Raw genomic sequence first — 21,551 nt, forward strand, 5'->3', positions numbered from 1 at the left:
TCGTTCGAACGTGAGATCGACGGGGGTCTACGGGTATACCAACAACCAGTTCCATAGCAGGGACTCAGCGCTAACGTTAAGCTCGCTTCGAGTCACCGGTTCAGCGAATTCTGGGGACCAGATTTAGGAAAGCGCTTGAAATAGCCCCCTGTGGGCGTCGGCAAAAGCAGTAATTGATCATTCCAGGAAACACCCGCTTCCCGTCCGCGGTTCTTCCAGAGTGCACGCTATCGGCAATGCCACGGAGAAAATCAGAATGTCCACAATTTCGGACAACGCGCGTAGACTGCGACCATCGAGTGCCACGGAGTCGATCAGATGAGCCACTTTATCGATCGCCTGAAGTACTTCTCCACATCGAGGCCAACATTCTCCGAAGGCCATGGGATGACAACCCATGAAGACCGCGGATGGGAGGATGCCTACCGTCAACGATGGCAACATGACAAGGTCGTACGTTCGACCCACGGCGTCAACTGCACCGGGTCATGTTCGTGGAAAATCTATGTCAAAAGCGGCATCGTCACCTGGGAAACCCAGCAGACCGATTACCCGCGCACCCGCCCGGATATGCCGAATCACGAGCCCCGCGGCTGTGCGCGCGGCGCGTCTTATTCGTGGTATCTCTACAGCGCAAATCGCCTTAAATATCCACTGATTCGCAGCGCACTGCTCAGGCAGTGGCGCGAAAAGCGCCTGACGCTCGCGCCGGTGGACGCGTGGAGCGCCATCGTCGACGATCAGGAAGCCCGCGCCTCCTATATGCGTCGCCGCGGACTGGGTGGCTTTGTTCGCTCAAGCTGGGATGAAGTGAACGAGATGATTGCGGCCGCAAACATCCATACGATCAAACGACACGGCCCCGACCGGATCATCGGGTTTTCACCCATCCCGGCGATGTCGATGGTGTCCTACGCGGCGGGCAGTCGCTATCTGTCACTGATCGGCGGTGTCAATCTGAGTTTCTACGACTGGTACTGCGACTTGCCGCCGGCCTCGCCGCAAACGTGGGGCGAACAGACCGACGTCCCGGAGTCTGCCGACTGGTACAACTCGACCTTCATCATGATGTGGGGTTCCAACGTTCCGCAAACACGGACCCCTGACGCCCACTTCATGACCGAAGTCCGCTATCGCGGCACCAAAGTCGTATCGATCTTCCCCGATTACGCAGAGGGCGCGAAGTTCGGTGACATCTGGCTGCACCCCAAGCAAGGCACCGATGCGGCACTCGGCCTGGCCATGGGTCATGTCGTCCTTAAGGAGTTTCACGTCGGCGGCAAGAGCGAGTATTTCGCGGACTACTGTCGCCGCTATACCGACATGCCATTGCTCGTGCGTATCGTCAAACAGGGCGACTACTATGTACCCGAACGACTCCTGAGATCGGAAGAGTTCGGTGACGCGACAGGTCAAGGCAACAACGCCGCCTGGAAAACTGTCGCGTTCGACGAATTGAGCGGGAAGCTTGTAACGCCGGTCGGATCGATCGGCTTTCGTTGGGGGCAAAAGGAAGGTGGCGACGCCGGAAAATGGAATCTGAGAGAAGAGGATGACGAGGGTAATCCGATTCGACCGGTCATGTCGCTCGTGGAAAAGCACGACGAGACGATCGACGTCGCCTTCCCCTATTTTGGCAATGTTGAACAGACTCACTTCACGCATACCGGCCATGCAAGTGTCTTGCCGCGCCGCATCGGCGTACGCAAGATAGCGACTCGCGACGGCGAGGTTCTGGTCGCAACGGTCTACGATCTATTCATTGCCAACTATGGTGTCGACCAGGGACTCGGCGGCCCGAACGTCGCGGCCAGTTTCGACGATGACGTTCCGTACACGCCTGCCTGGCAGGAGAAGATTACCGGTGTCAAACGGCATGAAGTCATCGCCGTAGCGCGAGAATTCGCCGACAACGCCCATAAAACCGAAGGCAAATCGATGGTGATCCTCGGTGCCGGCTTGAACCATTGGTTCAATATGGACATGAGCTATCGCTCGATCATCAATCTGCTCGTCATGTGTGGTTGTGTCGGCAAATCAGGTGGCGGCTGGTCGCACTATGTCGGCCAGGAAAAGCTCCGCCCGCAAACCGGCTGGCTCCCGTTGGCGTTCGCCACCGATTGGCACAGGCCGCCGCGCTTCATGAACGGTACTTCGTTTTTCTATGCGCATACCGATCAATGGCGCTATGAAACGATGAAAGTCACCGAACTGCTATCTCCGCTGGTCGATGGCAGCCGGTTCGCCGATAGCCCGATCGACTACAACGTCCGGGCCGAACGGATGGGCTGGTTACCATCCGCGCCGCAGTTCAAGACCAATCCGCTTGAGCTAGGCCGTCGGGTAGCTAGTTCTGACGCCGCCGCGTATGTTGCCAAGGGTCTTAAAGACGGCTCGGTTGAGATGTCATGTATCGATCCCGATGCACCCGAAAACTTTCCGAGAAACCTGTTTGTTTGGCGCTCGAATCTCCTCGGCTCGTCCGGCAAAGGACATGAGTACTTCCTCAAGCATCTTCTCGGTGCAGAGCACGGCGTACAGGGAAAAGACCTGGGCGCGAGCGCTGGGACCTTGCCCACCGAAGTGAAATGGCATGAGAAAGCCCCCGAGGGCAAGCTCGACCTCGTTGTGACGCTCGACTTCAGGATGTCCACCACCTGCCTGTATTCGGACATTGTCCTACCGACGGCGACCTGGTACGAAAAGGACGATATGAATACGTCCGACATGCATCCGTTCATCCATCCGCTGTCGGCGGCCGTCGACCCGGCGTGGCAATCCAGAAGCGATTGGGACATCTACAAGGGTATCGCGCAAAAATTCTCTGAACTGACCGAAGGCCACCTGGGCGTGGAACACGATGTCGTGCTATCACCGCTCCAACATGACAGCGTCGGGGAAATCGCGCAAACCGACGGGATTGCCGATTGGGGCCGAGATGAATGCGCACCGGTTCCGGGAAAGACGATGGCGAGCGTTGCGATCGTCGAACGGGATTATCCGAACACCTGGCGCAAGTTCACTTCGCTTGGACCGCTGCTCGACTCTCTCGGCAACGGCGGAAAAGGTATCACGTGGCAAACCGGCGAGGAAATCGACCAGCTTCGCGCACTGAATTATCCGGTCACCGACGCTGGCGTATCGCACGGGCGACCGCAAATTCTTTCGGCAATTAACGCGGCCGAAGTGATTCTGTCGCTGGCTCCGGAAACCAATGGTGCCGTCGCGACTAAAGCCTGGCAAGCGTTGTCCGCCCTCACGGGCATTGATCACACCCATCTTTCACGCGCACGCGAGGATGAAAAAATCCGGTTTCGGGATATCCAGGCGCAGCCGCGCAAGATCATCTCGTCGCCGACGTGGAGCGGGATCGAATCCGAACATGTGTCATATAGCGCGAGCTACACGAATGTGCATGAGCTGATTCCCTGGCGTACCCTGTCCGGACGCCAACAGCTATATCAGGACCACGCGTGGATGCGCGACTTTGGCGAGTCGCTGTGTGTCTATAAACCGCCGATCGACACGCGCAGCACCTCGGGCATGGCAGGCAGCCGATCGAATGGAAACCTCGAGATCGCACTGAATTTTCTAACCCCTCATCAGAAATGGGGCATCCACAGCACCTACACCGACAACCTGTTGATGCTGACGCTGTCTCGCGGCGGCCCGATCGTCTGGATCTCCGAGATCGATGCGAGAAAAATTGGCGTGGTCGATAACGACTGGATTGAAGCCTTCAATTTGAACGGCGCACTAACCGCTCGTGCAGTGGTCAGCCAGCGCATTCCGGTGGGCGCCGTGATGATGTATCACGCGCAGGAAAAGATCATCAATACACCGGGCTCCGAAGTCTCCGGGGTCCGCGGCATTCACAATTCGGTCACGCGCATCATGCCGAAACCGACCCACATGATCGGTGGCTATGCACAGCTCTCGTACGGTTTCAACTATTACGGCACCGTCGGCTCCAATCGCGACGAATTTGTGATTGTCCGAAAAATGAAAACGATCGACTGGAAGGATGAGTCGACGCCGGCGTCAGTGCTGTCGGCGGCGGAGGCCGCGCGTCATCAGCACACACTCGCCCATGGCGCGCCGACACTTGCGATGGCAGACGATGAGACTGGAGAGAAGCCATGAAAATCCGCGCGCAGATCGGTATGGTGATGAATCTGGACAAATGCATCGGCTGCCATACCTGCTCCGTCACCTGCAAGAATGTCTGGACCTCGCGCGAGGGAATGGAGTACGCGTGGTTCAACAATGTCGAAACGAAACCAGGCGTCGGCTATCCGAAGGACTGGGAAAACCAGGATCGCTGGAACGGCGGCTGGAAACGCAAGACGAATGGCAAGATCGAGCTTCGTGCCGGCAGCAAGTGGCGTGTGCTCGCCAATATCTTCGGCAACCCGAACCTGCCGGAGATCGACGACTACTACGAGCCGTTCACCTTTGATTACGCTCATCTGCACGATGCACCCGACGTCAAGGTCGGCCCGGTCGCCCGACCGCGTTCGCTGATCACCGGCGAGCGCCTGGAGAAAATCCAATGGGGCCCGAACTGGGAGGAAATTCTCGGCGGGGAGTTCGAGAAACGTAAGCAGGACTACAACTTCGATCAGGTGCAGACCGACATCTACGGGGAATTCGAGAACACCTTCATGATGTACCTGCCGCGACTCTGCGAGCACTGCCTGAATCCCGCGTGCGTGGCGTCCTGCCCCTCCGGCGCGATCTACAAGCGAGAGGAAGACGGCATCGTTCTGATCGACCAGGACAAGTGCCGCGGCTGGCGGATGTGCGTGTCCGGGTGTCCTTACAAGAAGATCTATTACAACTGGCAAAGCGGCAAGTCGGAGAAGTGCATTTTCTGCTATCCGCGTATCGAGGCGGGCCAGCCGACCGTGTGCTCGGAAACCTGCGTCGGCCGGATCCGCTATCTCGGCGTCCTGTTGTACGACGCCGACCGGATCGAGGAAGCTGCATCGGTCAAGGATCCACAGGATCTGTACGAAGCGCAGCTTTCCATCTTTCTCGACCCGAACGACCCGGCCGTACGTGAACAGGCCGCTCGCGACGGCGTGCCGGAGAACTGGCTCGACGCCGCACGCCATTCACCGGTGTACAAGATGGCGATGGAGTGGAAGATTGCTTTTCCGCTTCACCCCGAATACCGCACCTTGCCGATGGTCTGGTACGTCCCGCCGCTGTCGCCGATCAACTCGGCCACCAACGACGGCCGGCTCGGCATGAAAGGCTTGCTGCCCGACGTCGATTCGCTGCGCATCCCGCTGCGCTATCTGGCCAACCTGCTCACGGCCGGGCGTGAAGCGCCCGTCCGGCTTGCGCTCAAGCGAATGCTGGCGATGCGCGCCTTCATGCGCGAGCGCCATGTCGAACGCCGTGAGAGCCCGGAACTGCTCACTGAAGTCGATCTGACCAGCGCGCAAGTCGATGAGATGTATCGCTATCTGGCCATTGCCAACTACGAAGATCGATTCGTGATTCCGACTGCGCATCGCGAATACGCCGAAGATGCCTTCGACCTGCGTGCATCGTGCGGCTTTTCGTTCGGCAACGGATGTTCCGACGGCACAACGGAAACCAGTGTGTTCGGCGGACGCAAGGGCATTAACAAGGAACGAAAGACAATCCCAATTCGCGCAGCGGGTGAATGAATGGAAGACAACCGACAGATTTTCAGCATGTTGAGCGCACTGCTGGATTACCCCGACCAGGCTCTGGTCGACGCACTCGCCGGGATTCGCTCCGCGCTCGTCGAACATCGCGGTTTTCCGCCGGTCACACGCGCAGCCTTGCTCGACCTGGTAGACCGACTGTCGGCTCGGCCGCTGCTGGATCTGCAGGAAGACTACGTCGAAACCTTCGACCGTGGACGGGCAACCTCACTCTATCTGTTTGAGCACGTGCACGGTGAGTCGCGCGAGCGGGGACAGGCCATGGTGGATCTACTAGCAATGTACGAAGCGAAGGGTCTGTTTCTCAGCGCCAGCGAGTTACCTGACTACTTGCCCGTCTTCCTGGAATTTCTGGCTCACGAAACGTCGGCGCAAGCGCACGCGCTACTTGGTGAAATTGCCGACATCAACCGGCAGATCGCGACCAGACTGGCCGAGCGCGGAACACCGTATTTTGCCGCGGTTGCGGCATTGTTGCCGCTCGCTGGCGAAGCACCGCTGGTGGACGCAAGCACGGCAACATGCGACGCCGCGACGATGCACGAAATCGATAGCGAAGCGCTCGATCGCGAATGGCAGGAGGAGCCGGTAAGTTTCATGGGCGCGCAGGCGCCTGTTTCTACGCAGCCCCAGACCGTGCAGTTTTACGACAAAAGGCCGCCACGTTAGCTAGGGATGAGCAATTTTCGAGGTCCCCTCCTCGCATTCGAGAGCAACATCCTTGTTGGAGAAGCCTTATGAGTCAGCACTTCGTCAACGCTCTTTTGTTTGGCATCTATCCCTACGTCTGTCTCGCAATCTGGCTGCTTGGCAGCCTGATCCGTTTCGATCGCGAGCAGTACACATGGAAGAGCGATTCGTCGCAACTGCTCAGACGTCGTCAATTGCGCCTGGGTAGCAATCTGTTTCACGTCGGCGTATTGATCGTGATCGGCGGCCACTTCGCGGGGTTCCTTGCTCCGCACTGGATGGTCTCGCCGTTCCTGAACGCCTCGCAGCATCAATGGCTCGCCGTGATGGCTGGCGGCATCGCGGGTGTCGTTGCGATTGTCGGACTGTCGATCCTGCTGTACCGGCGCCTGTCCGATCCGCGCATTCGCATCAATAGCGCTCATGCGGACATCCTGGTGCTGGCAATTCTGTGGCTGCAACTCGCGCTTGGACTGGCCACCATACCGCTGTCTTTGGCTCATATGGACGGTGCGATGTTCGAGACCCTGAGTGACTATGTGAAGGGCGTCGTCACGTTTCAACCAGGTGCCGCAGACTTCATCGTCCAGGCTCCGCTCGTCTACAAGATCCATATTGCGCTCGGCTTCACGATTTTCCTCATTTCCCCATTCACCCGCCTCGTCCACATCTGGAGCGGCATGGCCACGCTGGGTTTTCTGGTTCGGCCTCGCCAGATCGTGCGTAAGCGCTAATTCGAGGAATTTCTCATGTCGACAAACCACGAAATCTCAGCCACGGCCCCCAGCACTGACGAACTTAGCGTCAACGGTGCCGTGATCGATGTCGCCGCGATTGCATCCGAATCCGCGCTGCACGCGGACGAGGCCGATCCCGGCCACGCCGCGCGTCGGACGCTGGTCGTGCGTGAACTGCTTGCCCAGCGGGCCGTTGCAACTGGTTTGTTGGCGAACGGCGCCGATCTTGACGATGAAACCCTTGACCGTCTGCTGGAAATGGAATGCGCGATCCCGGTGCCGTCCGACGAAGAATGCCAGCGTTACTACGCAGCGAACGCGCAGAAATTCCGCAGTGCGGACCTGGTCTTCGCGCGCCACATCCTCTTTGCGCTGACCGAAAAGGCAGCGATGACGCGGGTCCGCGCCCGCGCTGAAGAAGCGCACCGCGAGCTCGCGCAACATCACGACCGGTTCGATGCGCTCGCCCGAACGTTATCCAATTGTCCGTCCGGGCAGGTCGGCGGGAATCTCGGGCAGTTGAGCCGCGGCGAGAGCGTGCCGGAATTCGAGGCGGCAATTTTCGGCAGCCAGCACATCGGCCTGCTACCGGGGCTCGTCAATACGCGTTATGGCTTTCATATTGTCTGGGTGGAGCGCCGCGTCGCCGGTGTACCTCTTCCGTTTGAAGTGGTGCAAGCGACCGTCGGACGCTATCTCGCTGAGCATGTCCGGCACAAGTCGATTCAGCAATATTTGACCCTGCTGGCATCCAGCGCCGAACTGCGCGGCATTTCGCTGGATGTACGCCCCGGCCTGTTGTTGCAATAGTGATTGGCCGCGCCGTTTGCAGCGTATCGGTATCTGCATTCGGCAGGCCCCGCCCGCACATCGATCGATGTCGTCCGTATAAAACCGTCATCTGCGATGCCCTGCTCTGGAGCAGCCATGCGTTCACGAAGAAGCCCGATGTTGGTTCTGTGCGTTACGACTTTGGCATTTCTCGTCTGCTTCGTGGTCTGGATGATGTTCGGCGTGCTCGGCATCGAGCTACGAACCGAGCTTAACCTGAACAGTGCAGAGTTCGGCCTGCTGACGGCCACGCCGGTTCTGACCGGCGCGCTTTTGCGCGTGCCGCTGGGCATCTGGACCGACCGTTTTGGTGGCCGCGTGGTGATGACACTATTGCTGATCCTCTGTGCGATCCCGGTGTTCCTGATCTCCTACGCGACGGCGCTCTGGCAGTTTCTCTCGATCGGCCTGTGTCTCGGCGCCGTCGGCGCGTCGTTCGCGGTGGGTACGCCGTATGTCGCGCGGTTCTTCCCGCCCGAAAAACGTGGCTTTGCCATGGGATTCTTTGGCGCCGGCACGGTCGGCGCCGCCGTGAACCTGTTCGTCACGCCTTCGCTGCAGGCTGCCTGGGGCTGGAGAGCTGTCCCGAAAATCTATGCTCTCGCCCTCCTCGTCACTGCGCTGGTGTTCTGGCTGGGCTCCGCCACCGACCCGGGCGCAGGTAAATCGTCGGGGCCATGGTACAAGCAGTTCCAGGTTCTGAAGAACCCCAAGATATGGAAGTACTGCCAGTACTACTCGATCTGCTTCGGTGGTTTCACCGCGTTATCACTGTGGATCCCACAATATCTGAAGGGTGAATTCGGCTTTTCGGTCGTCACCGCCGCGGCGTTAGCCGCCGGCTTTTCGCTGCCGGGATCGGTATTGCGCGCGCTGGGTGGCACCCTGTCCGACCGCTTCGGTGCGCATAAGGTGACGTGGTGGGGATTGTGGGCTGCGTGGGTATGTCTATTCCTGTTGTCGTACCCGGATACCTCTTTCGTGGTGAGCACGATCGGCGGCCCGCGCAGCTTTCATATCCATCTGGGTGTCCCGGTCTTCATCGGGCTTCTATTCGTTCTCGGCGTGGTGTTCGCGTTCGGTATGGCGTCGACGTTCAAGTACGTCGCCGACGACTTTCCGGAGCAAATGGGCGTCGTCACCGGCATCGTTGGACTGGCTGGCGGATTGGGTGGCTTCCTGCTACCGATCCTTTTCGGCGTGATTCTTGACTGGCTTGGCGTTCGCTCGAGTTGCTTCATGTTTCTGTACGGCATCGTCTGGGTGTCGCTGATTCTGCTGTATCAATCCAGCGTGCGACAGGTCCGCATCGACGGAACAGCTCCGCAGTGACTGAATGAACAGTCGACTTACTGTGCCCTGCCGACACGACACCCCATGGATGATCAATGATGAGTGTTTCGAGTTTTGATGAGCTGATTCGCGTCGCGCGGCAACAACCCGAACCTCAGCGTTTGCTGTTCGTATTCACTACGGTTGAATTGCCCGAAGACTGCACGGCCGAACAGCGGGTCCGCTTCGAAGCTGGTGAGGGTGGCGTGTTGACGCCATTGATGTGCTTTGACAAAACGCCTGAAGAACTCGGCACGTTTAGCGATCTGCTCGACGAATCGCGACAGGTTCTCCAGGAATGGGCAGTCGTCTTTGTCGCGGCTCTCTCGGGTAGAAACGGGTGTGCGCCGCGGACTGAAGACGCCGAAGCGCCATTGAACAGGATGGTGGAATCGATCAAGGCTGGGACTGTCGGCATGTTTATTCCATTCGATGCGCACGGTCAACCAGTGATATTTGGTCCGAACTGAACAGATCCGTCACTGACTGCGATCGCCTCGCCAATGACGCGTTCCCCACCAAGCCAGGTCAAAGCGCAATGGAACGGTTGCTTCCGTCGCGCGATTGCGGAATCGCGGGATACCCTGCATGCCGAGCGGGGTCAGGCCGCGCCCGGGGAAGTCACGACACAGGCGGCAGCGATGCGGGGACCTGACGAGGAATGAGCATGAACGACAAGCTGACAAACGATTGGGATCCGAGGTCCGATGACGTCGCGCGCGATCAGGCTGCGGCATATGATGACATGCGGCACCGCTGTCCCGTCGCGCACAGTGACTACATGAACTTATCCCTGTTCCGCCATGAAGATGTCATTCGCGTGCTCAACGATCCTGAAACGTTCAGCAGTGCGGTCTCAAAATATCTCTCCGTGCCCAATGGCATGGATCCTCCTGAGCACACCCAGTACAGAAGCATTATCGAGCCATATTTCAGCCCGCAGCGCATGGCGGTCTTCGAGCCGGTGTGTCGGGAGATTGCCGTCAGTCTGGTAAATGGACTTTCGAGGTGCGGTGAAGTCGAATTCAATGCCCGGTTTGCACAAGACTTTGCAATACGGATCCAGTGCGCTTTTCTGGGCTGGCCACACGATTTGCGTACGCCGCTTCTTCACTGGATTCGCAAGAACCATGAAGCCACGCTGGCGGGTGACAGGCTCGCTCTCGACCGGGTGGCCCTCGAATTTGACACCTACATCAAGGGTTTGCTTGAGCGACTGCGGGAATCGGGTGCGGATGCACCGGACGATATCACGACCAGCCTGTTACGTGACCGGATCGGGGACCGGCTGCTGAACGACGACGAAATTGTCAGCGTCCTGCGCAACTGGACCGTCGGCGAACTCGGGACGATTGCGGCGTGCGTGGGGATTCTCGCTCATTACCTTGCCGAACATCCCGATGTCCAGCGCCAGTTGCGGGAGCAGCCGTCGCTATTGTCAACGGCCATCGACGAAATACTCCGGATCAGGGCGCCGCTCATCGCCAATCGGCGCATCAGTACCAAACCGGTGGAAATCGGTGGTTGCGAGGTACCGGCCGGCCAGCGTATCACGCTGATCTGGGCTTCCGCGAACCGGGACGAGACGGTTTTTGGCGCCCCTGACGAATTCCGGCTCGACCGCGATCCGGCAAGTAACCTGCTATACGGTTCCGGCATTCATGATTGTCCGGGTGCGCCGCTCGCGCGGCTCGAACTGCGTATTGGCATGGAAGAACTGCTTGCGCGCACTACCTGGATTGCGCTCGTGCCGGGCGGCCTCGTCGCGAAAGCCGTGTATCCGGGTGCCGGCTTTTCTGTGTTGCCATTGTGCATCGAGTGAATACCCTATTGCTCGACCAGGGGCTCACTCAAAGTCTCATCGACTCGTCGTGAAATGTGGTCGCGCCGATTCCGAGCCGGTTTCGAAGACGATCGCCGCTCGCGTCATCCCACGGAATGCCCGACAGGCACGCAGCTCAGCCAGAAGCGTATCGAGCGAAGAACTCGCTTGATCTCGTCGGGCGCAGCGTCGAAGGCGGCCGCCAATGTCGAGCTCGCGAGCACCTCCCAGTCGCGTGCAGCGCCGAGTTCGCTCGCTATCCCCTTAGTTCTTCCTGCAAAGATGGCGGGGGCGTTATCAGATCTTCGAGGAGGTCGAATGCAGAGCGCAGGCGTCGCAGACCCACCCACATCTGATGGACGCTCGAAGGGTCGTGTACTGACACCACCCTACGCTCGTTGCCGTGGATCTGTGCCAGACAGTTCTGTGCGATGGACTGGAACGCCTGCTCCACGCTAACGTCCTTCCTTAGCTTGAGCGTCTGCGCACATACCGATTGGCTGTGACCAGTTTATAGCCCCCATCGCCCTTCCTGATGTAGCCGATCTTCAGCGGCACGGTCTCCAGCAGGTCAAGCGCGAACTGGTAGAGGTGATCGGGTTCGCCGCTCTTCAGTTCCATTTCGACCTCGTGAATCGGAGCGGTGGCGTCTCCAGCTTCGACGACGCCCTCATCCAGTGCAAGTTCGATCTCGTCGCCTTTCGGCAGACGCAGCAAGGCAACAGACCGATCCACCCGCGTGACGAAGGCACAGGTGAAGTTGTCATTGCAGTACACCTGGTTCCTCAAGTTCAATGGTGCACGTTTCAACTATGACGACAACGGGAGGAATGCCGGTGCCAACAACACGTCGTATCTGCTCGGATGGTTCGTATTCTGACGCACGGGGCTGGTGATCAGAATGTTCAACCCGCACAGTCTGACGAGAACGCGCATGAAGATGTTACTTACCTCACGGTTGCCACTGGCCGCGCTACTTGCGGGATCTGGGCTGATCTCGGTGCCAGCCCCGACCTGGGCCGAGGATCGCGGCCGCCTGGCCGCACAGCTTCGTTCGGCGTGCCACGGCGTGCATGGCCACAGCGACTCGCCAATGTTTCCGCGGCTCAATGCGCAGACGCCGGAATACCTTGTCACGCAGCTAAAGGGATTCCGCGAACACACCCACGGCGAGACCGACGCCCGCTCGTACATGTGGGCTATCGCGTCGCAACTGGATGATGCCACCATCCAGTCGCTAGCTGACTACTTCTCACATCAGCGAGCCACCCGGCGCAGCGGGTGATGCCGCTCTGCTGGCCAGTGGGCAGGAAATCTTTGAGCACGGCGTGCCGGATCAGGGTACACCCGCATGCGCGTCATACCACGGCGCGCAGGCCCAGGGGGCCGGCACTTTTCCGCGTCTCGCAGGGCAGCATCAGGCGTATCTGCCGCGACAAATCGAGGTTTTCAAAAATGGTACGCGCGGCAACACCCCCGTGATGACAGCCGTCACGCATACGTTGAACGCTGACCAGGCCAGGGCCGTTGCAGCCTATCTGCAATCCAGATAAACGGCTGCCAATTTATGCGGTCGACGGGGGCGCTGACCACATGGACCACCGTGTCCGCGCGGCCCTTGATCATCATCAAAGCCGTGGCGTTTGCGCGCTTTGATGTCGAGAGGAAAATGACTAACATTAAAGTGTCGGCGCAACTTCCTGCTCATGCAGCTGGTGTGAAGCAGCAAATCGATTCGCCCATGCTTTTCATGTACTGCTGCGGAGTTTGATATGCAGTCTCTGGGATCGCGTAAGAGTTAAAGTCAAATGTGGTGTACGGGCGGCAGGCATGATCAGGCGGCCAACGGTTGCTGGGCCGGTGTGCTGTCGGTCACCGGTACGCCATCCTTGAAAGGGATTCCTTCAAGCAGCGAGGCGATCTTCTCTGGTGCGCGAATGCGTCGCCACGATTGCTCGGCCGACTCGATCAGCTTGAATGCCAGACCGAGAAAGGTCGCTCGCGAAACACAATTGCGCGTGCGCGTCGTGCGATGCCGGACGGTTGCAAACGTCGATTCAATGGGGTTTGTGGTCCGCAAGTGCTGCCAGTGCTCCCCGGGAAAATCGTAGAAGGCCAGCAACTCATTGCGATCGTTTGTGAGCTTCCCGGCGGCTTTCGGATATTTGGCCGAATAGACGTCGACGAAACGGTTGAAGGCCGCGAGCGCGTCTTCGCGCGTGGCGGCTTGCCAGATTTCCTGTAGTCCTTCCTTGGCCCGGCTGTGCTGCGATTTCGGTAATGCGTTGAGCACGTTGCCGGTCTTGTGAAACCAGCAGCGCTGGTGCCGCGTCTGCGGGAACACTTCGGCCAATGCTGCCCACAACCCCATGGCACCGTCCCCGCTTGCCAGCATCGGGCCGCCTTGCAGGCCACGCGCCTTCAGATCAAGCAACACGTCGCGCCACGCGTCCTTCGATTCGCGATAGCCGTCGGCGATCGCCACGCGCTCCTTCGTTCCGTCCGGCTTCACGCCGATGATCACCAGCAGGCACTGGCCCTCGGAATCGTCGCTGCGCAGTCCGGTATGAATGCCGTCAGCCCACCAGTAGACCCAGCGCGCGTCTGCTAGGTCGCGTCGGTTCCATAACAGGTGCTCCTCGGCCCATTGCGCCTTCAGGCGGCTGACTACGTTCGGCGAAAGCCCTTTCGCCTGCTCGCCCAGCAGCACGCTGAGCGCCTCACTCATGTTGCCGGTCGACACGCCGCGCAGGTAGAGCCACGGCAGCGCCGCCGACACCCGTGGTGACTTGCGGATGTAGGGCGGCACAATGTTCGAATTGAACTTCACGCCCGAGCCTGAGCGGTCGCGTACCTTCGGCACTTTGACTGGGACCGGACCGATCGCCGTGACGACCTCACGCTCCGGCAGATAGCCGTTGCGCACCACGGCGCGCCGGCCGTCGAGTGTCTTCACGTTCCCGTACTGTTCGAGCAATGTTGCCAATTCTGCCTCGATCGCCTGCTGGATGATCTGTCGCGCGCCTTGCTGGATCAGCTCATCAAGGCTACCAACGCTTGCTGCTGCTTTACCGTCGTTCGTTTCTTCCGTAAACTTCTTCATGGTGGTGGATTCCGGTTCGCTGGTTCGTTACTCTCGACAAGCAACATTCTCAGCTAACCGCCGCCGCCTTCTCAAATCCCCGACTCATCCCCGTACACCACTTCTGACGATAACTCATCGCGTAATGCCATAACCGTCATCCTTCATGAACACGAGCAGATGTCGACCGTGATAGAGGGCATGCGGCGCTTTGTGGGTCTGCTGGCAGCAGGTACGCCCGCTCCGGGCCTCATGGTGTTACGGGCGATGCTTTATTACATCCGCGAGTACCCTCAGCAGGTGCACCATCCTAAAGAGGATCGTTACCTGTTCACGCCGCTGCGGGATCGGACGGATGAATTTGACCACATTCTTACGGAACTGGAGTCCCAGCACGCTCGAGGTGACATGCGGTTGAGGGATATCGAGCACGCGCTGACCCGGTATGAATTGAAGGGGGCACCCGCACTTCGGGAACTGCGAGCCATGGTGGATACGTATGCCGAGTTCCATGCAGACCACCGGTGCATGGAAGAGACGTTGATCTTGCCAGCCGCCAGACGCCTGCTGACAAACGAAGACTGGGCGGAAATCGACGCCGCTTTTGGAGCGAATCGCGATCCGTTCGACGGAGTAAAAGTTGAAGACGATCTCGGCAAATTATTCTCGATGATCGTCAAAGCGATCCCTGAGACGGAAGGGTAACAGTCGGTTGGATCTTTTGATCCTTTGATGGCCGGCCGGTCACGTGATGCAAACGCGCATACGCAGGATCTGTTGCCACGCAGTTCAACAAAGAGTTTTTTGGCACCTGATGCCGACGCGGGAGGGGTATGGAAACCACTCGTCACTTTCATCTGGAACTGTGGCACGCAAGCGTGCCGACCTATGTTGCCAGTTACCTGTTTCCGATCCTGTTGCTGGTGTATGAGGTACATAGGGTGGGCAGGTGGATCTTCGATTACGGGATGCACTTCGCGAACTTCAGGTTCATGGGCTACGAGTTCCTGCTGATGCTTGTGTTCGTCGCGCTTCAGGTCGTGTTCGAAGGCGTTTTCCTCATTGGGGCATGGATGAGCCGGGATCACGATTTCGAACATCGGGTCGCAAATGTCCTGGCCGGTCTCTGCTGTTCCCTGGTCATCATCTGCTTCGATTTGGCTTTGCAGTACGCCCTGTAGAGCGAGTTCAGCGGGATCGCCTATGTTGGCGGTCCCGGGATTACGATCCCCAGAACGCAGACTTGTGCGCACTTGATGCTCCGGACCTGTCGCATGGTGGTCGCGGAAACGCTCTTCCGGTTGGATCAACACACTCGTCTTGCCGTGGTGCGACGCGCGCAGAACGATGTCGCGAGACGCTGACGCTTCGTCGTCCGACGTTCTGATGGGATCGTGGTGCAGGCGCACTCGCCGCAGTGGTCGTCACCTGAGGTTGAATTCAATCCGAACCCTCCCTAATTCCGTCGCTATGCGTTGCCACACTTTGTCTGGGCACGACAGAGCCCACGCAGTACTTCCAGCTTTGCCCTTGCCACAGCTCTCAGTATGCCGCTGACGTGACATACCATTATCATTATCTGCAAATGCCGCTAGCGAGGGACGTTATGCCCACTACAGCCCAAAGCAAATTCCGCGAAGCTGCTCTCGACTACCACGAATTCCCGACGCCAGGCAAAATTGCCATCGCGCCAACCAAACTGATGATCAACCAGCGCGATCTCTCCCTGGCGTACTCGCCAGGCGTCGCATTCGCGTGCGAGGAGATCGTCGAGAACCCGCTGAATGCCGCCCGCTTCACCGCGCGCAGCAATCTCGTCGGCGTCGTGACGAACGGCACCGCGGTGCTGGGTCTCGGCAACATCGGGCCGCTTGCCTCGAAGCCGGTCATGGAAGGCAAGGCCGTCCTGTTCAAGAAGTTCGCCGGTATCGACGTGTTCGATATCGAGCTGAACGAGTCCGATCCGCACAAGCTGGTCGAGGTGATCGCGGCGCTGGAGCCCACCTTCGGCGGTATCAATCTCGAAGACATCAAGGCGCCGGACTGCTTCATCGTCGAACGCGAATGCCGCAAGCGCATGAAGATTCCGGTTTTCCACGACGACCAGCACGGTACGGCCATCGTCGTCGCGGCGGCCATCACCAACGGTTTGAAGGTAGTCGGCAAGGACATCAAGCACGTGAAGCTGGTCGCCTCCGGCGCGGGTGCTGCATCGCTCGCGTGTCTTGGCATGCTCGTCGACCTTGGCCTGCCGCTCGAGAATATCCTCGTGACGGACCTCGCGGGTGTGGTCTACAAGGGACGCACGGAGCTGATGGACCCGGACAAGGAACGCTTCGCACGCGAAACCGACGCCCACACGCTGGCTGAGGCGATTGGCGGTGCAGACATTTTCCTCGGCCTGTCGGCCGGTGGCGTCCTCAAGACCGACATGGTTGCGCAGATGGGCAAGACACCTTTGATCTTCGCGCTTGCAAATCCGACGCCCGAAATTGAGCCGGATTTGGCGCGAGGAATTCGGCCTGATGCCATATTGGCTACTGGACGTGCCGATTATCCGAACCAGGTGAATAACGTTCTGGTGTTCCCTTTCATCTTCCGCGGCGCGCTGGATGTGGGCGCGACGACGGTCACGCGCGAAATGGAAATCGCGGCGGTGAACGCAATCGCGGAACTGGCGCGCCAGGAGCAGAGCGACATCGTTGCGACGGCTTATGGCATTCAGGACTTGTCGTTCGGTCCGGAATACCTGATTTCGAAGCCGTTCGACCCGCGCCTGATCGTCAAGATCGCGCCGGCGGTGGCGAAGGCGGCGATGGAGTCGGGCGTGGCGACCCGTCCGATCGAGGACATGACCGCGTACGAGCAGCATCTGCAGCAGTTCGTCTATCGCAGCGGCGCAACGATGCAGCCAATCTTCCAGCTGGCGCGCAGCGTCGACCCGGAAAAGAAGCGCATCGTGTTCGCGGAAGGGGAAGACGAACGCGTGCTACGCGCGATCCAGATCGTCGTCGACGAAAATCTCGCGAAGCCGATCCTGATCGGCCGGCCGGCGGTGATCGAGCAGCGCATCGCGCGCTATGGCCTGCGTCTGGTCGCCGGTCAGGACTACACGGTGGTCAACACCGACCACGATGAGCGCTATCGCGACTTCTGGCAGACATATCACAAGATGATGGCGCGAAAGGGCATCAGCGAGCAGATGGCCAAGCTTGAAATGCGCCGTCGCACGACGCTGATCGGCTCGATGCTGATGCATAAAGGCGAAGCCGATGGCATGATCTGCGGCACGATCAGCACGACGCATCGCCATCTGCACTTCATCGATCAGGTGATCGGCAAGCGTGAAGGCAGCAGCGTCTACGCGGCAATGACGGGGCTGGTGCTGCCGGACCGGCAGATTTTCCTCGTGGACACGCACGTGAACGTTGATCCGACACCGGAGCAGCTCGCCGAGATCACGATCATGGCCGCGGAGGAAGTGCGCCGCTTCGGTATCGAGCCAAAGATCGCGCTGGTGTCGCATTCAAACTTCGGCACCAGCAACGCGCCGTCCGCGCAGAAGATGCGCGATGTACTCGATATCCTCAAGGAACGTGCGCCGGGCCTGCAGGTGGACGGTGAAATGCAGGGCGACGTCGCCCTCGAGGCCAATCTACGCCGTGAAGTGCTGCCCGAATCGACGCCTGAAGGCGATGCGAATCTGCTCGTGCTGCCGAACATCGACGCCGCGAACATCTCATATAACCTGCTGAAAACGGCGGCGGGTAACAATATCGCGATCGGACCGATGCTGCTCGGCGCTGCGAAGCCGGTGCATGTGCTGACGGCATCGGCCACGGTGCGTGGGATCGTCAACATGGCGGCACTGGTCGTGGCCGATGCGGGCGCCGCAGACCGGCCGTCGCGGGACGAGTGACACTTCACCCGTCAGCAGCAGGTTGGCGGGGCTGGCTAGCTTGCAATCATGCCGTGCGCCGACTGTGTGTGGTGGTCGAGCTGTATTACCCGAAGCGCGACAATAACCCCCAGCGATTTGTCTGGAGCGCATGTGCGGATCCACTTCATCCAGCACTGGCTCAATCTGGCGGACCTGGCGTGCGAAGAGGCGACGTACAACAACGCCAGCCTGCGTCGGTTTGTAGCTGCGAAGCTGTGCCGGACGCCACCACGTTCCTCAATGATGGCCGAGCTTGGGCGCTATCGCCGCGAGCATGGTCTGCCGGTCGTGCCCTCGCCTGCCGAAGACACCCCGCGCTGCTCCTGCCCATCGGCCGGCCACGCAAGCCGCTGACTCGCGCCGCGCTGCAGCAGATCGTGAAAGGGATTTTTAGAGGCGCGGCCCACTGGCTGCGCCAAAGCGCCGGCTCACATATGGCCGACCAGCAGGTCGACCTGCGCCTGGTGCACGACAACCTCGGGCACGCATCGCTGGCCACCACCAGCCAGTGCCTGCACGTCGACGACGACCACCGCCATCGCGAGACCGAGCAAAAGCATTGCATGAAGTGGTACCGCAATTGGCCTCAGTGCGCAGGATACTGCTGCGAATAGTGTGGACATAGCAGATGGGGCTGCTTCCGCTTTTCAACAGCATGCAACGGGGATATGCTGGGCTGATGGACAGTACCGGTAACTGCTTCGATGCTGGCCGCGGCGCGGGTGCGGCCTTCGCCATGTCTACTCCCCTCCCTGCGACTAACGGAGACTATTGCAATGAGCGACCCGACAATAGAAGAAAAAATCCGTGCGCGCGCGTACGAACTCTGGCAACGGGACGGTTGCCTTGAAGGGTGCGCCGACGAGTATTGGCACATGGCACCTGCGCTCGTCGAGAAGGAGATGGCGGTTCCAGACGCGGCTGAAACCGGTGATGCGGACGCCCCGGCGCCGGACTGACCGAGATTTCCAGAGCTTTGGTGCAGTTTGCCTGCCGCTACCGCGCTCCAAAGCGGTCCGGCAACGCAAACGAGGCATCTACGGGGTTCAACGGCGCGATGAGACCGCGCCAACGCGGGGCCGACGCCCGCCAACCCACATGCCGCGGTAGGCGTCGTGCATCACGCTCGAGGTCATCGGCGTGCGCGTCAAGTAGCCGCAGGACATCACCTACGAAGACGCCCTGGCCGAGGGCATTTTCGACCGCACGAGGGTCTCTGGAAAGGTTGTGTCGCGATAAGATCGGCAAGGCAATAAATTTCCGCGATGAGAAGGAGTCCTTATGCCATCAACGAATAGAATTGATCGGCTGCGGTTCGGGTAACGCCGTTGTCCTTCATCTGGCCTTTCCTGATCATATGCATGGTCTCAATGCCTGACAGGATGATGCGAGCACATCGGAAATCCTTGAAGCCCATCATTGGCCTGATTCGGCGTTTGATGGCCCGATGATCCTGTTCGACGATGCTGTTCAAATACTTGACCTGCCGGACCTTGATGGGCATTTCCCGTTCAGCGTTGATAGCCTGAAGGGCGGCCAGATTGGCCCCGCTTTTATCCATGGTCACGGTCTCAGGCGCACCGTTCTGATTGATGGCCTTCTCGAAATAGCGGCGCGCGGCAGCCTTGTCGCGATGCGCCCGCAACAGGAAGTCCACCGTATTGCCGGCCTTGTCCACTGCGCGATACAAGTACTTCCACTGGCCACGCACCTTGACGTAGGTTTCATCCATTCTCCAGCTCTTGCCGAGTGGGCGTTTGCGTCTGCGAAAGGCCTTCTCGAACAACGGCACAAGTTTGATCACCCAGCGATGCACGCTCGAATGATCAACCTCGAAACCCCGTTCGGCCATCATCTCTATATGAACGCGTCCCTTTGCGCTAGTTCTCGCTTGTTGTGACAGACAGGATCGGCTGCTGCTCTATATCCGGGCTTATTGCAGCCCAACAGGCTGCGGCCCCCTATGAAATCCGCTGGCCCGCGCCTCATTCTTCCAACGAGCTCGAAGCTCTGGAGATGATTCAGGCTTGGCGGGCCCCGGTCCTACCTGGCTTGAAAATCATCTAGCGGGCCTCCCACCGTCGTCATGGAGGCGGCGGGGTTAAAGTGAGTTTGCCAACTGCTTTAACCGAAGGGAGGCTGTGATGAAATATAGCGGAATTGACCTGCATTCGAATAACAGCGTCGTGACTGTGACCGATGAGGCGGACCGGGTGGTCGCGGAAAAGCGCATGCCTAACGACTTGCCAAAAATCCTTGCGTTTCTTTCACCATGGCGAGCGGAGCTGGCCGGCGTCGTGGTCGAATCCACCTTCAACTGGTACTGGCTTGTCGACGGGTTGCAGGAAGCGGGCTTCAAAGTGCATCTCGCCAATACGACGGCTATCAAGAAATACGATGGACTCAAACACAGCGGCGATGAGACCGATGCGCGTTACCTGGCTCACCTGCTGCGGCTGGGGATACTTCCGACAGGGACCATCCTGCCGCCACAACAGCGTGCCGTTCGTGATCTTGCAAGGAAACGGATGCAACTCGTACGAAGTCGCACCAGCCACATCCTCGCGGTCGAGAACATTACGGCACGCCAGTTCGGCAAGCGAATCACGAGCAACCAGGTCAAGCGACTGGACGGAGAAACCATCAAACAAATGCACCTGCCAGACGACATCGCACTCGCGGTTCAGGCCAACGTCGCGGTCATAACAACGCTTTGCACGCAGATCGACCTCCTGGAAAAACGTCTTCACGAAAAAGTCGCACCGAACCCTGACTACACGTTGCTGACGACGGTGCCGGGCATAGGTCAGACTCTTGCAACCGTCATTCTGCTGGAGGTGGGCACTATTGAGCGGTTCGCCAGCGCCGGCACCTTTGCTTCCTATGCGCGCTGCGTCGACAGCCAGCACATGAGCAACGGCAAGAAGAAAGGCGAAGGCAATACAAAGAATGGCAACCCGTATCTGTCCTGGGCGTTCATCGAAGCGGCCAACTTCGCGCTGCGCTATTGCGCTGAGGCCAAACGATTCTACGAGCGAAAGAAGGTCAAGACCAATACCATCCTGGCGCGCAAAGCTTTGGCGCACAAGCTCGCCCGCGCATGCTTCCACATGCTGAAGGAGCACAAGCCATTCGATATAACGCGCTGCTTTACGTAGAGCTAACGACGGCGGCCGCAAGCCTCATGTGATGACTGGTATTCAACCACTTTGGTTTGAATAGGATGCTGTGCCGCCGTCCCCGATATGCAGTAAAAGCGGATCGCCCGCAATGCGAGCCAGCTGTGGATTGGCGCCGACAACCCGGCAGCCCTTGCACTTGTGCGAACCCCATGGACGCATTGCGGTACCAAAGTTCTTCTGGGGTGGCGCAGCCACCAGGGCGACAGGCAACCGCAGTACGCCGATCGCTTGAT

17 protein-coding genes and 6 pseudogenes are annotated in these 21,551 nt (G+C 59.2%); 17 read left to right on the forward strand and 6 right to left on the reverse strand.

Annotation, left to right across the window (positions count from 1 at the left end):
* Nucleotides 1-318: 318 nt before the first annotated feature.
* The 6 genes from HF916_RS05550 to HF916_RS05575 all read left to right on the forward strand — a co-directional run bounded on the left by HF916_RS05550 (nucleotide 319) and on the right by HF916_RS05575 (nucleotide 9,292).
* Complete coding sequence (locus tag HF916_RS05550) at nucleotides 319-4,143, forward strand: nitrate reductase subunit alpha (protein ID WP_168788096.1); 3,825 nt, start codon at nucleotides 319-321, stop codon at nucleotides 4,141-4,143.
* Nucleotides 4,140-5,681, forward strand: coding sequence for a nitrate reductase subunit beta (gene narH / locus HF916_RS05555; protein ID WP_168788097.1), 1,542 nt, complete (start codon nucleotides 4,140-4,142; stop codon nucleotides 5,679-5,681). Before HF916_RS05550 ends, narH begins: the two co-directional genes overlap by 4 nt.
* On the forward strand, nucleotides 5,682-6,371 hold the full coding sequence (gene narJ, locus HF916_RS05560) for a nitrate reductase molybdenum cofactor assembly chaperone (RefSeq protein ID WP_168788098.1): 690 nt from the start codon (nucleotides 5,682-5,684) through the stop codon (nucleotides 6,369-6,371). It begins immediately after the preceding gene.
* A 68-nt stretch (nucleotides 6,372-6,439) separates the two neighbouring features.
* Entirely contained in the window at nucleotides 6,440-7,126 is a 687-nt protein-coding gene (gene narI, locus HF916_RS05565; RefSeq protein ID WP_168788099.1) for a respiratory nitrate reductase subunit gamma, read from the forward strand.
* A 15-nt stretch (nucleotides 7,127-7,141) separates the two neighbouring features.
* A complete protein-coding gene (locus HF916_RS05570) occupies nucleotides 7,142-7,939 on the forward strand; it encodes a peptidylprolyl isomerase (RefSeq protein WP_168788100.1) in 798 nt (265 codons plus the stop codon).
* Between the two features lie 96 nt (nucleotides 7,940-8,035).
* Nucleotides 8,036-9,292 (forward strand): MFS transporter, encoded by a 1,257-nt coding sequence (locus tag HF916_RS05575; RefSeq protein WP_168789023.1) that lies wholly within the window; start codon nucleotides 8,036-8,038, stop codon nucleotides 9,290-9,292.
* A gap of 53 nt (nucleotides 9,293-9,345) precedes the next feature.
* Here the strand turns inward: HF916_RS05575 and HF916_RS51665 are convergent, their stop codons facing one another.
* Nucleotides 9,346-9,732, reverse strand: coding sequence for a hypothetical protein (locus HF916_RS51665; protein WP_206001792.1), 387 nt, complete (start codon nucleotides 9,730-9,732; stop codon nucleotides 9,346-9,348).
* A gap of 227 nt (nucleotides 9,733-9,959) precedes the next feature.
* Between HF916_RS51665 and HF916_RS05585 the strand changes: the two genes are divergently transcribed.
* On the forward strand, nucleotides 9,960-11,114 hold the full coding sequence (locus tag HF916_RS05585) for a cytochrome P450 (RefSeq protein ID WP_168788102.1): 1,155 nt from the start codon (nucleotides 9,960-9,962) through the stop codon (nucleotides 11,112-11,114).
* 40 nt (nucleotides 11,115-11,154) lie between these two features.
* On the opposite strand, the pseudogene HF916_RS50490 reads toward HF916_RS05585, so the two are convergent.
* The 3 genes and pseudogenes from HF916_RS50490 to HF916_RS50500 all read right to left on the reverse strand — a co-directional run.
* Nucleotides 11,155-11,238 (reverse strand): annotated as a pseudogene (locus HF916_RS50490) (uracil-DNA glycosylase family protein); the annotation flags it as partial.
* A gap of 132 nt (nucleotides 11,239-11,370) precedes the next feature.
* Nucleotides 11,371-11,568, reverse strand: a complete 198-nt coding sequence (locus HF916_RS50495; RefSeq protein ID WP_346777712.1) for a CHAD domain-containing protein — start codon at nucleotides 11,566-11,568, stop codon at nucleotides 11,371-11,373.
* A 14-nt stretch (nucleotides 11,569-11,582) separates the two neighbouring features.
* Nucleotides 11,583-11,909 carry a hypothetical protein gene (locus HF916_RS50500; protein ID WP_240975444.1) on the reverse strand — a complete coding sequence of 109 codons (327 nt, stop codon included), beginning with the start codon at nucleotides 11,907-11,909 and terminating at the stop codon, nucleotides 11,583-11,585.
* On the opposite strand from HF916_RS50500, the pseudogene HF916_RS50505 reads away from it, so the two are divergent.
* The 3 genes and pseudogenes from HF916_RS50505 to HF916_RS05610 all read left to right on the forward strand — a co-directional run.
* A pseudogene (locus HF916_RS50505) lies at nucleotides 11,866-11,994 on the forward strand (cytochrome C); the annotation flags it as partial. The gene HF916_RS50500 and the pseudogene HF916_RS50505 sit on opposite strands and share 44 nt — an antisense overlap.
* 54 nt (nucleotides 11,995-12,048) lie before the next feature.
* Nucleotides 12,049-12,667: pseudogene (locus HF916_RS50510) on the forward strand (c-type cytochrome).
* A 65-nt stretch (nucleotides 12,668-12,732) separates the two neighbouring features.
* Nucleotides 12,733-12,885 carry a hypothetical protein gene (locus tag HF916_RS05610; protein WP_168788104.1) on the forward strand — a complete coding sequence of 51 codons (153 nt, stop codon included), beginning with the start codon at nucleotides 12,733-12,735 and terminating at the stop codon, nucleotides 12,883-12,885.
* A gap of 63 nt (nucleotides 12,886-12,948) precedes the next feature.
* On the opposite strand, the gene HF916_RS05615 is transcribed toward HF916_RS05610, so the two are convergent.
* Nucleotides 12,949-14,217 carry an IS256 family transposase gene (locus HF916_RS05615; RefSeq protein ID WP_168787787.1) on the reverse strand — a complete coding sequence of 423 codons (1,269 nt, stop codon included), beginning with the start codon at nucleotides 14,215-14,217 and terminating at the stop codon, nucleotides 12,949-12,951.
* A gap of 75 nt (nucleotides 14,218-14,292) precedes the next feature.
* Here HF916_RS05615 and HF916_RS05620 point away from each other — a divergent pair, with 75 nt between their 5' ends.
* The 6 genes and pseudogenes from HF916_RS05620 to HF916_RS05645 all read left to right on the forward strand — a co-directional run bounded on the left by HF916_RS05620 (nucleotide 14,293) and on the right by HF916_RS05645 (nucleotide 19,095).
* Nucleotides 14,293-14,901 carry a hemerythrin domain-containing protein gene (locus HF916_RS05620; protein WP_277352276.1) on the forward strand — a complete coding sequence of 203 codons (609 nt, stop codon included), beginning with the start codon at nucleotides 14,293-14,295 and terminating at the stop codon, nucleotides 14,899-14,901.
* A 128-nt stretch (nucleotides 14,902-15,029) separates the two neighbouring features.
* Nucleotides 15,030-15,377, forward strand: a complete 348-nt coding sequence (locus HF916_RS05625; protein WP_168788106.1) for a hypothetical protein — start codon at nucleotides 15,030-15,032, stop codon at nucleotides 15,375-15,377.
* Nucleotides 15,378-15,802: 425 nt separating this feature from the next.
* The gene (locus HF916_RS05630) at nucleotides 15,803-18,115 is read left to right on the forward strand and encodes an NADP-dependent malic enzyme (RefSeq protein ID WP_168788107.1); all 2,313 of its coding nucleotides are present in this window, start codon (nucleotides 15,803-15,805) and stop codon (nucleotides 18,113-18,115) included.
* A gap of 62 nt (nucleotides 18,116-18,177) precedes the next feature.
* Nucleotides 18,178-18,375 (forward strand): annotated as a pseudogene (locus HF916_RS05635) (transposase); the annotation flags it as partial.
* Nucleotides 18,362-18,750: pseudogene (locus tag HF916_RS05640) on the forward strand (tyrosine-type recombinase/integrase); the annotation flags it as partial. The pseudogenes HF916_RS05635 and HF916_RS05640, both read left to right, overlap by 14 nt.
* Nucleotides 18,751-18,912: 162 nt before the next feature.
* Nucleotides 18,913-19,095, forward strand: a complete 183-nt coding sequence (locus HF916_RS05645) for a DUF2934 domain-containing protein (protein WP_168788108.1) — start codon at nucleotides 18,913-18,915, stop codon at nucleotides 19,093-19,095.
* Nucleotides 19,096-19,415: 320 nt separating this feature from the next.
* Here the strand turns inward: HF916_RS05645 and HF916_RS05650 are convergent.
* Nucleotides 19,416-19,994, reverse strand: a pseudogene (locus HF916_RS05650) (IS6 family transposase); the annotation flags it as partial.
* 286 nt (nucleotides 19,995-20,280) lie between these two features.
* Here HF916_RS05650 and HF916_RS05655 point away from each other — a divergent pair.
* Nucleotides 20,281-21,294, forward strand: a complete 1,014-nt coding sequence (locus tag HF916_RS05655) for an IS110 family transposase (protein ID WP_206001709.1) — start codon at nucleotides 20,281-20,283, stop codon at nucleotides 21,292-21,294.
* Nucleotides 21,295-21,551: the final 257 nt, after the last annotated feature.

It is taken from the genome of Paraburkholderia aromaticivorans, assembly GCF_012689525.1.
Classification (GTDB): Bacteria; Pseudomonadota; Gammaproteobacteria; order Burkholderiales; family Burkholderiaceae; genus Paraburkholderia; species Paraburkholderia aromaticivorans_A.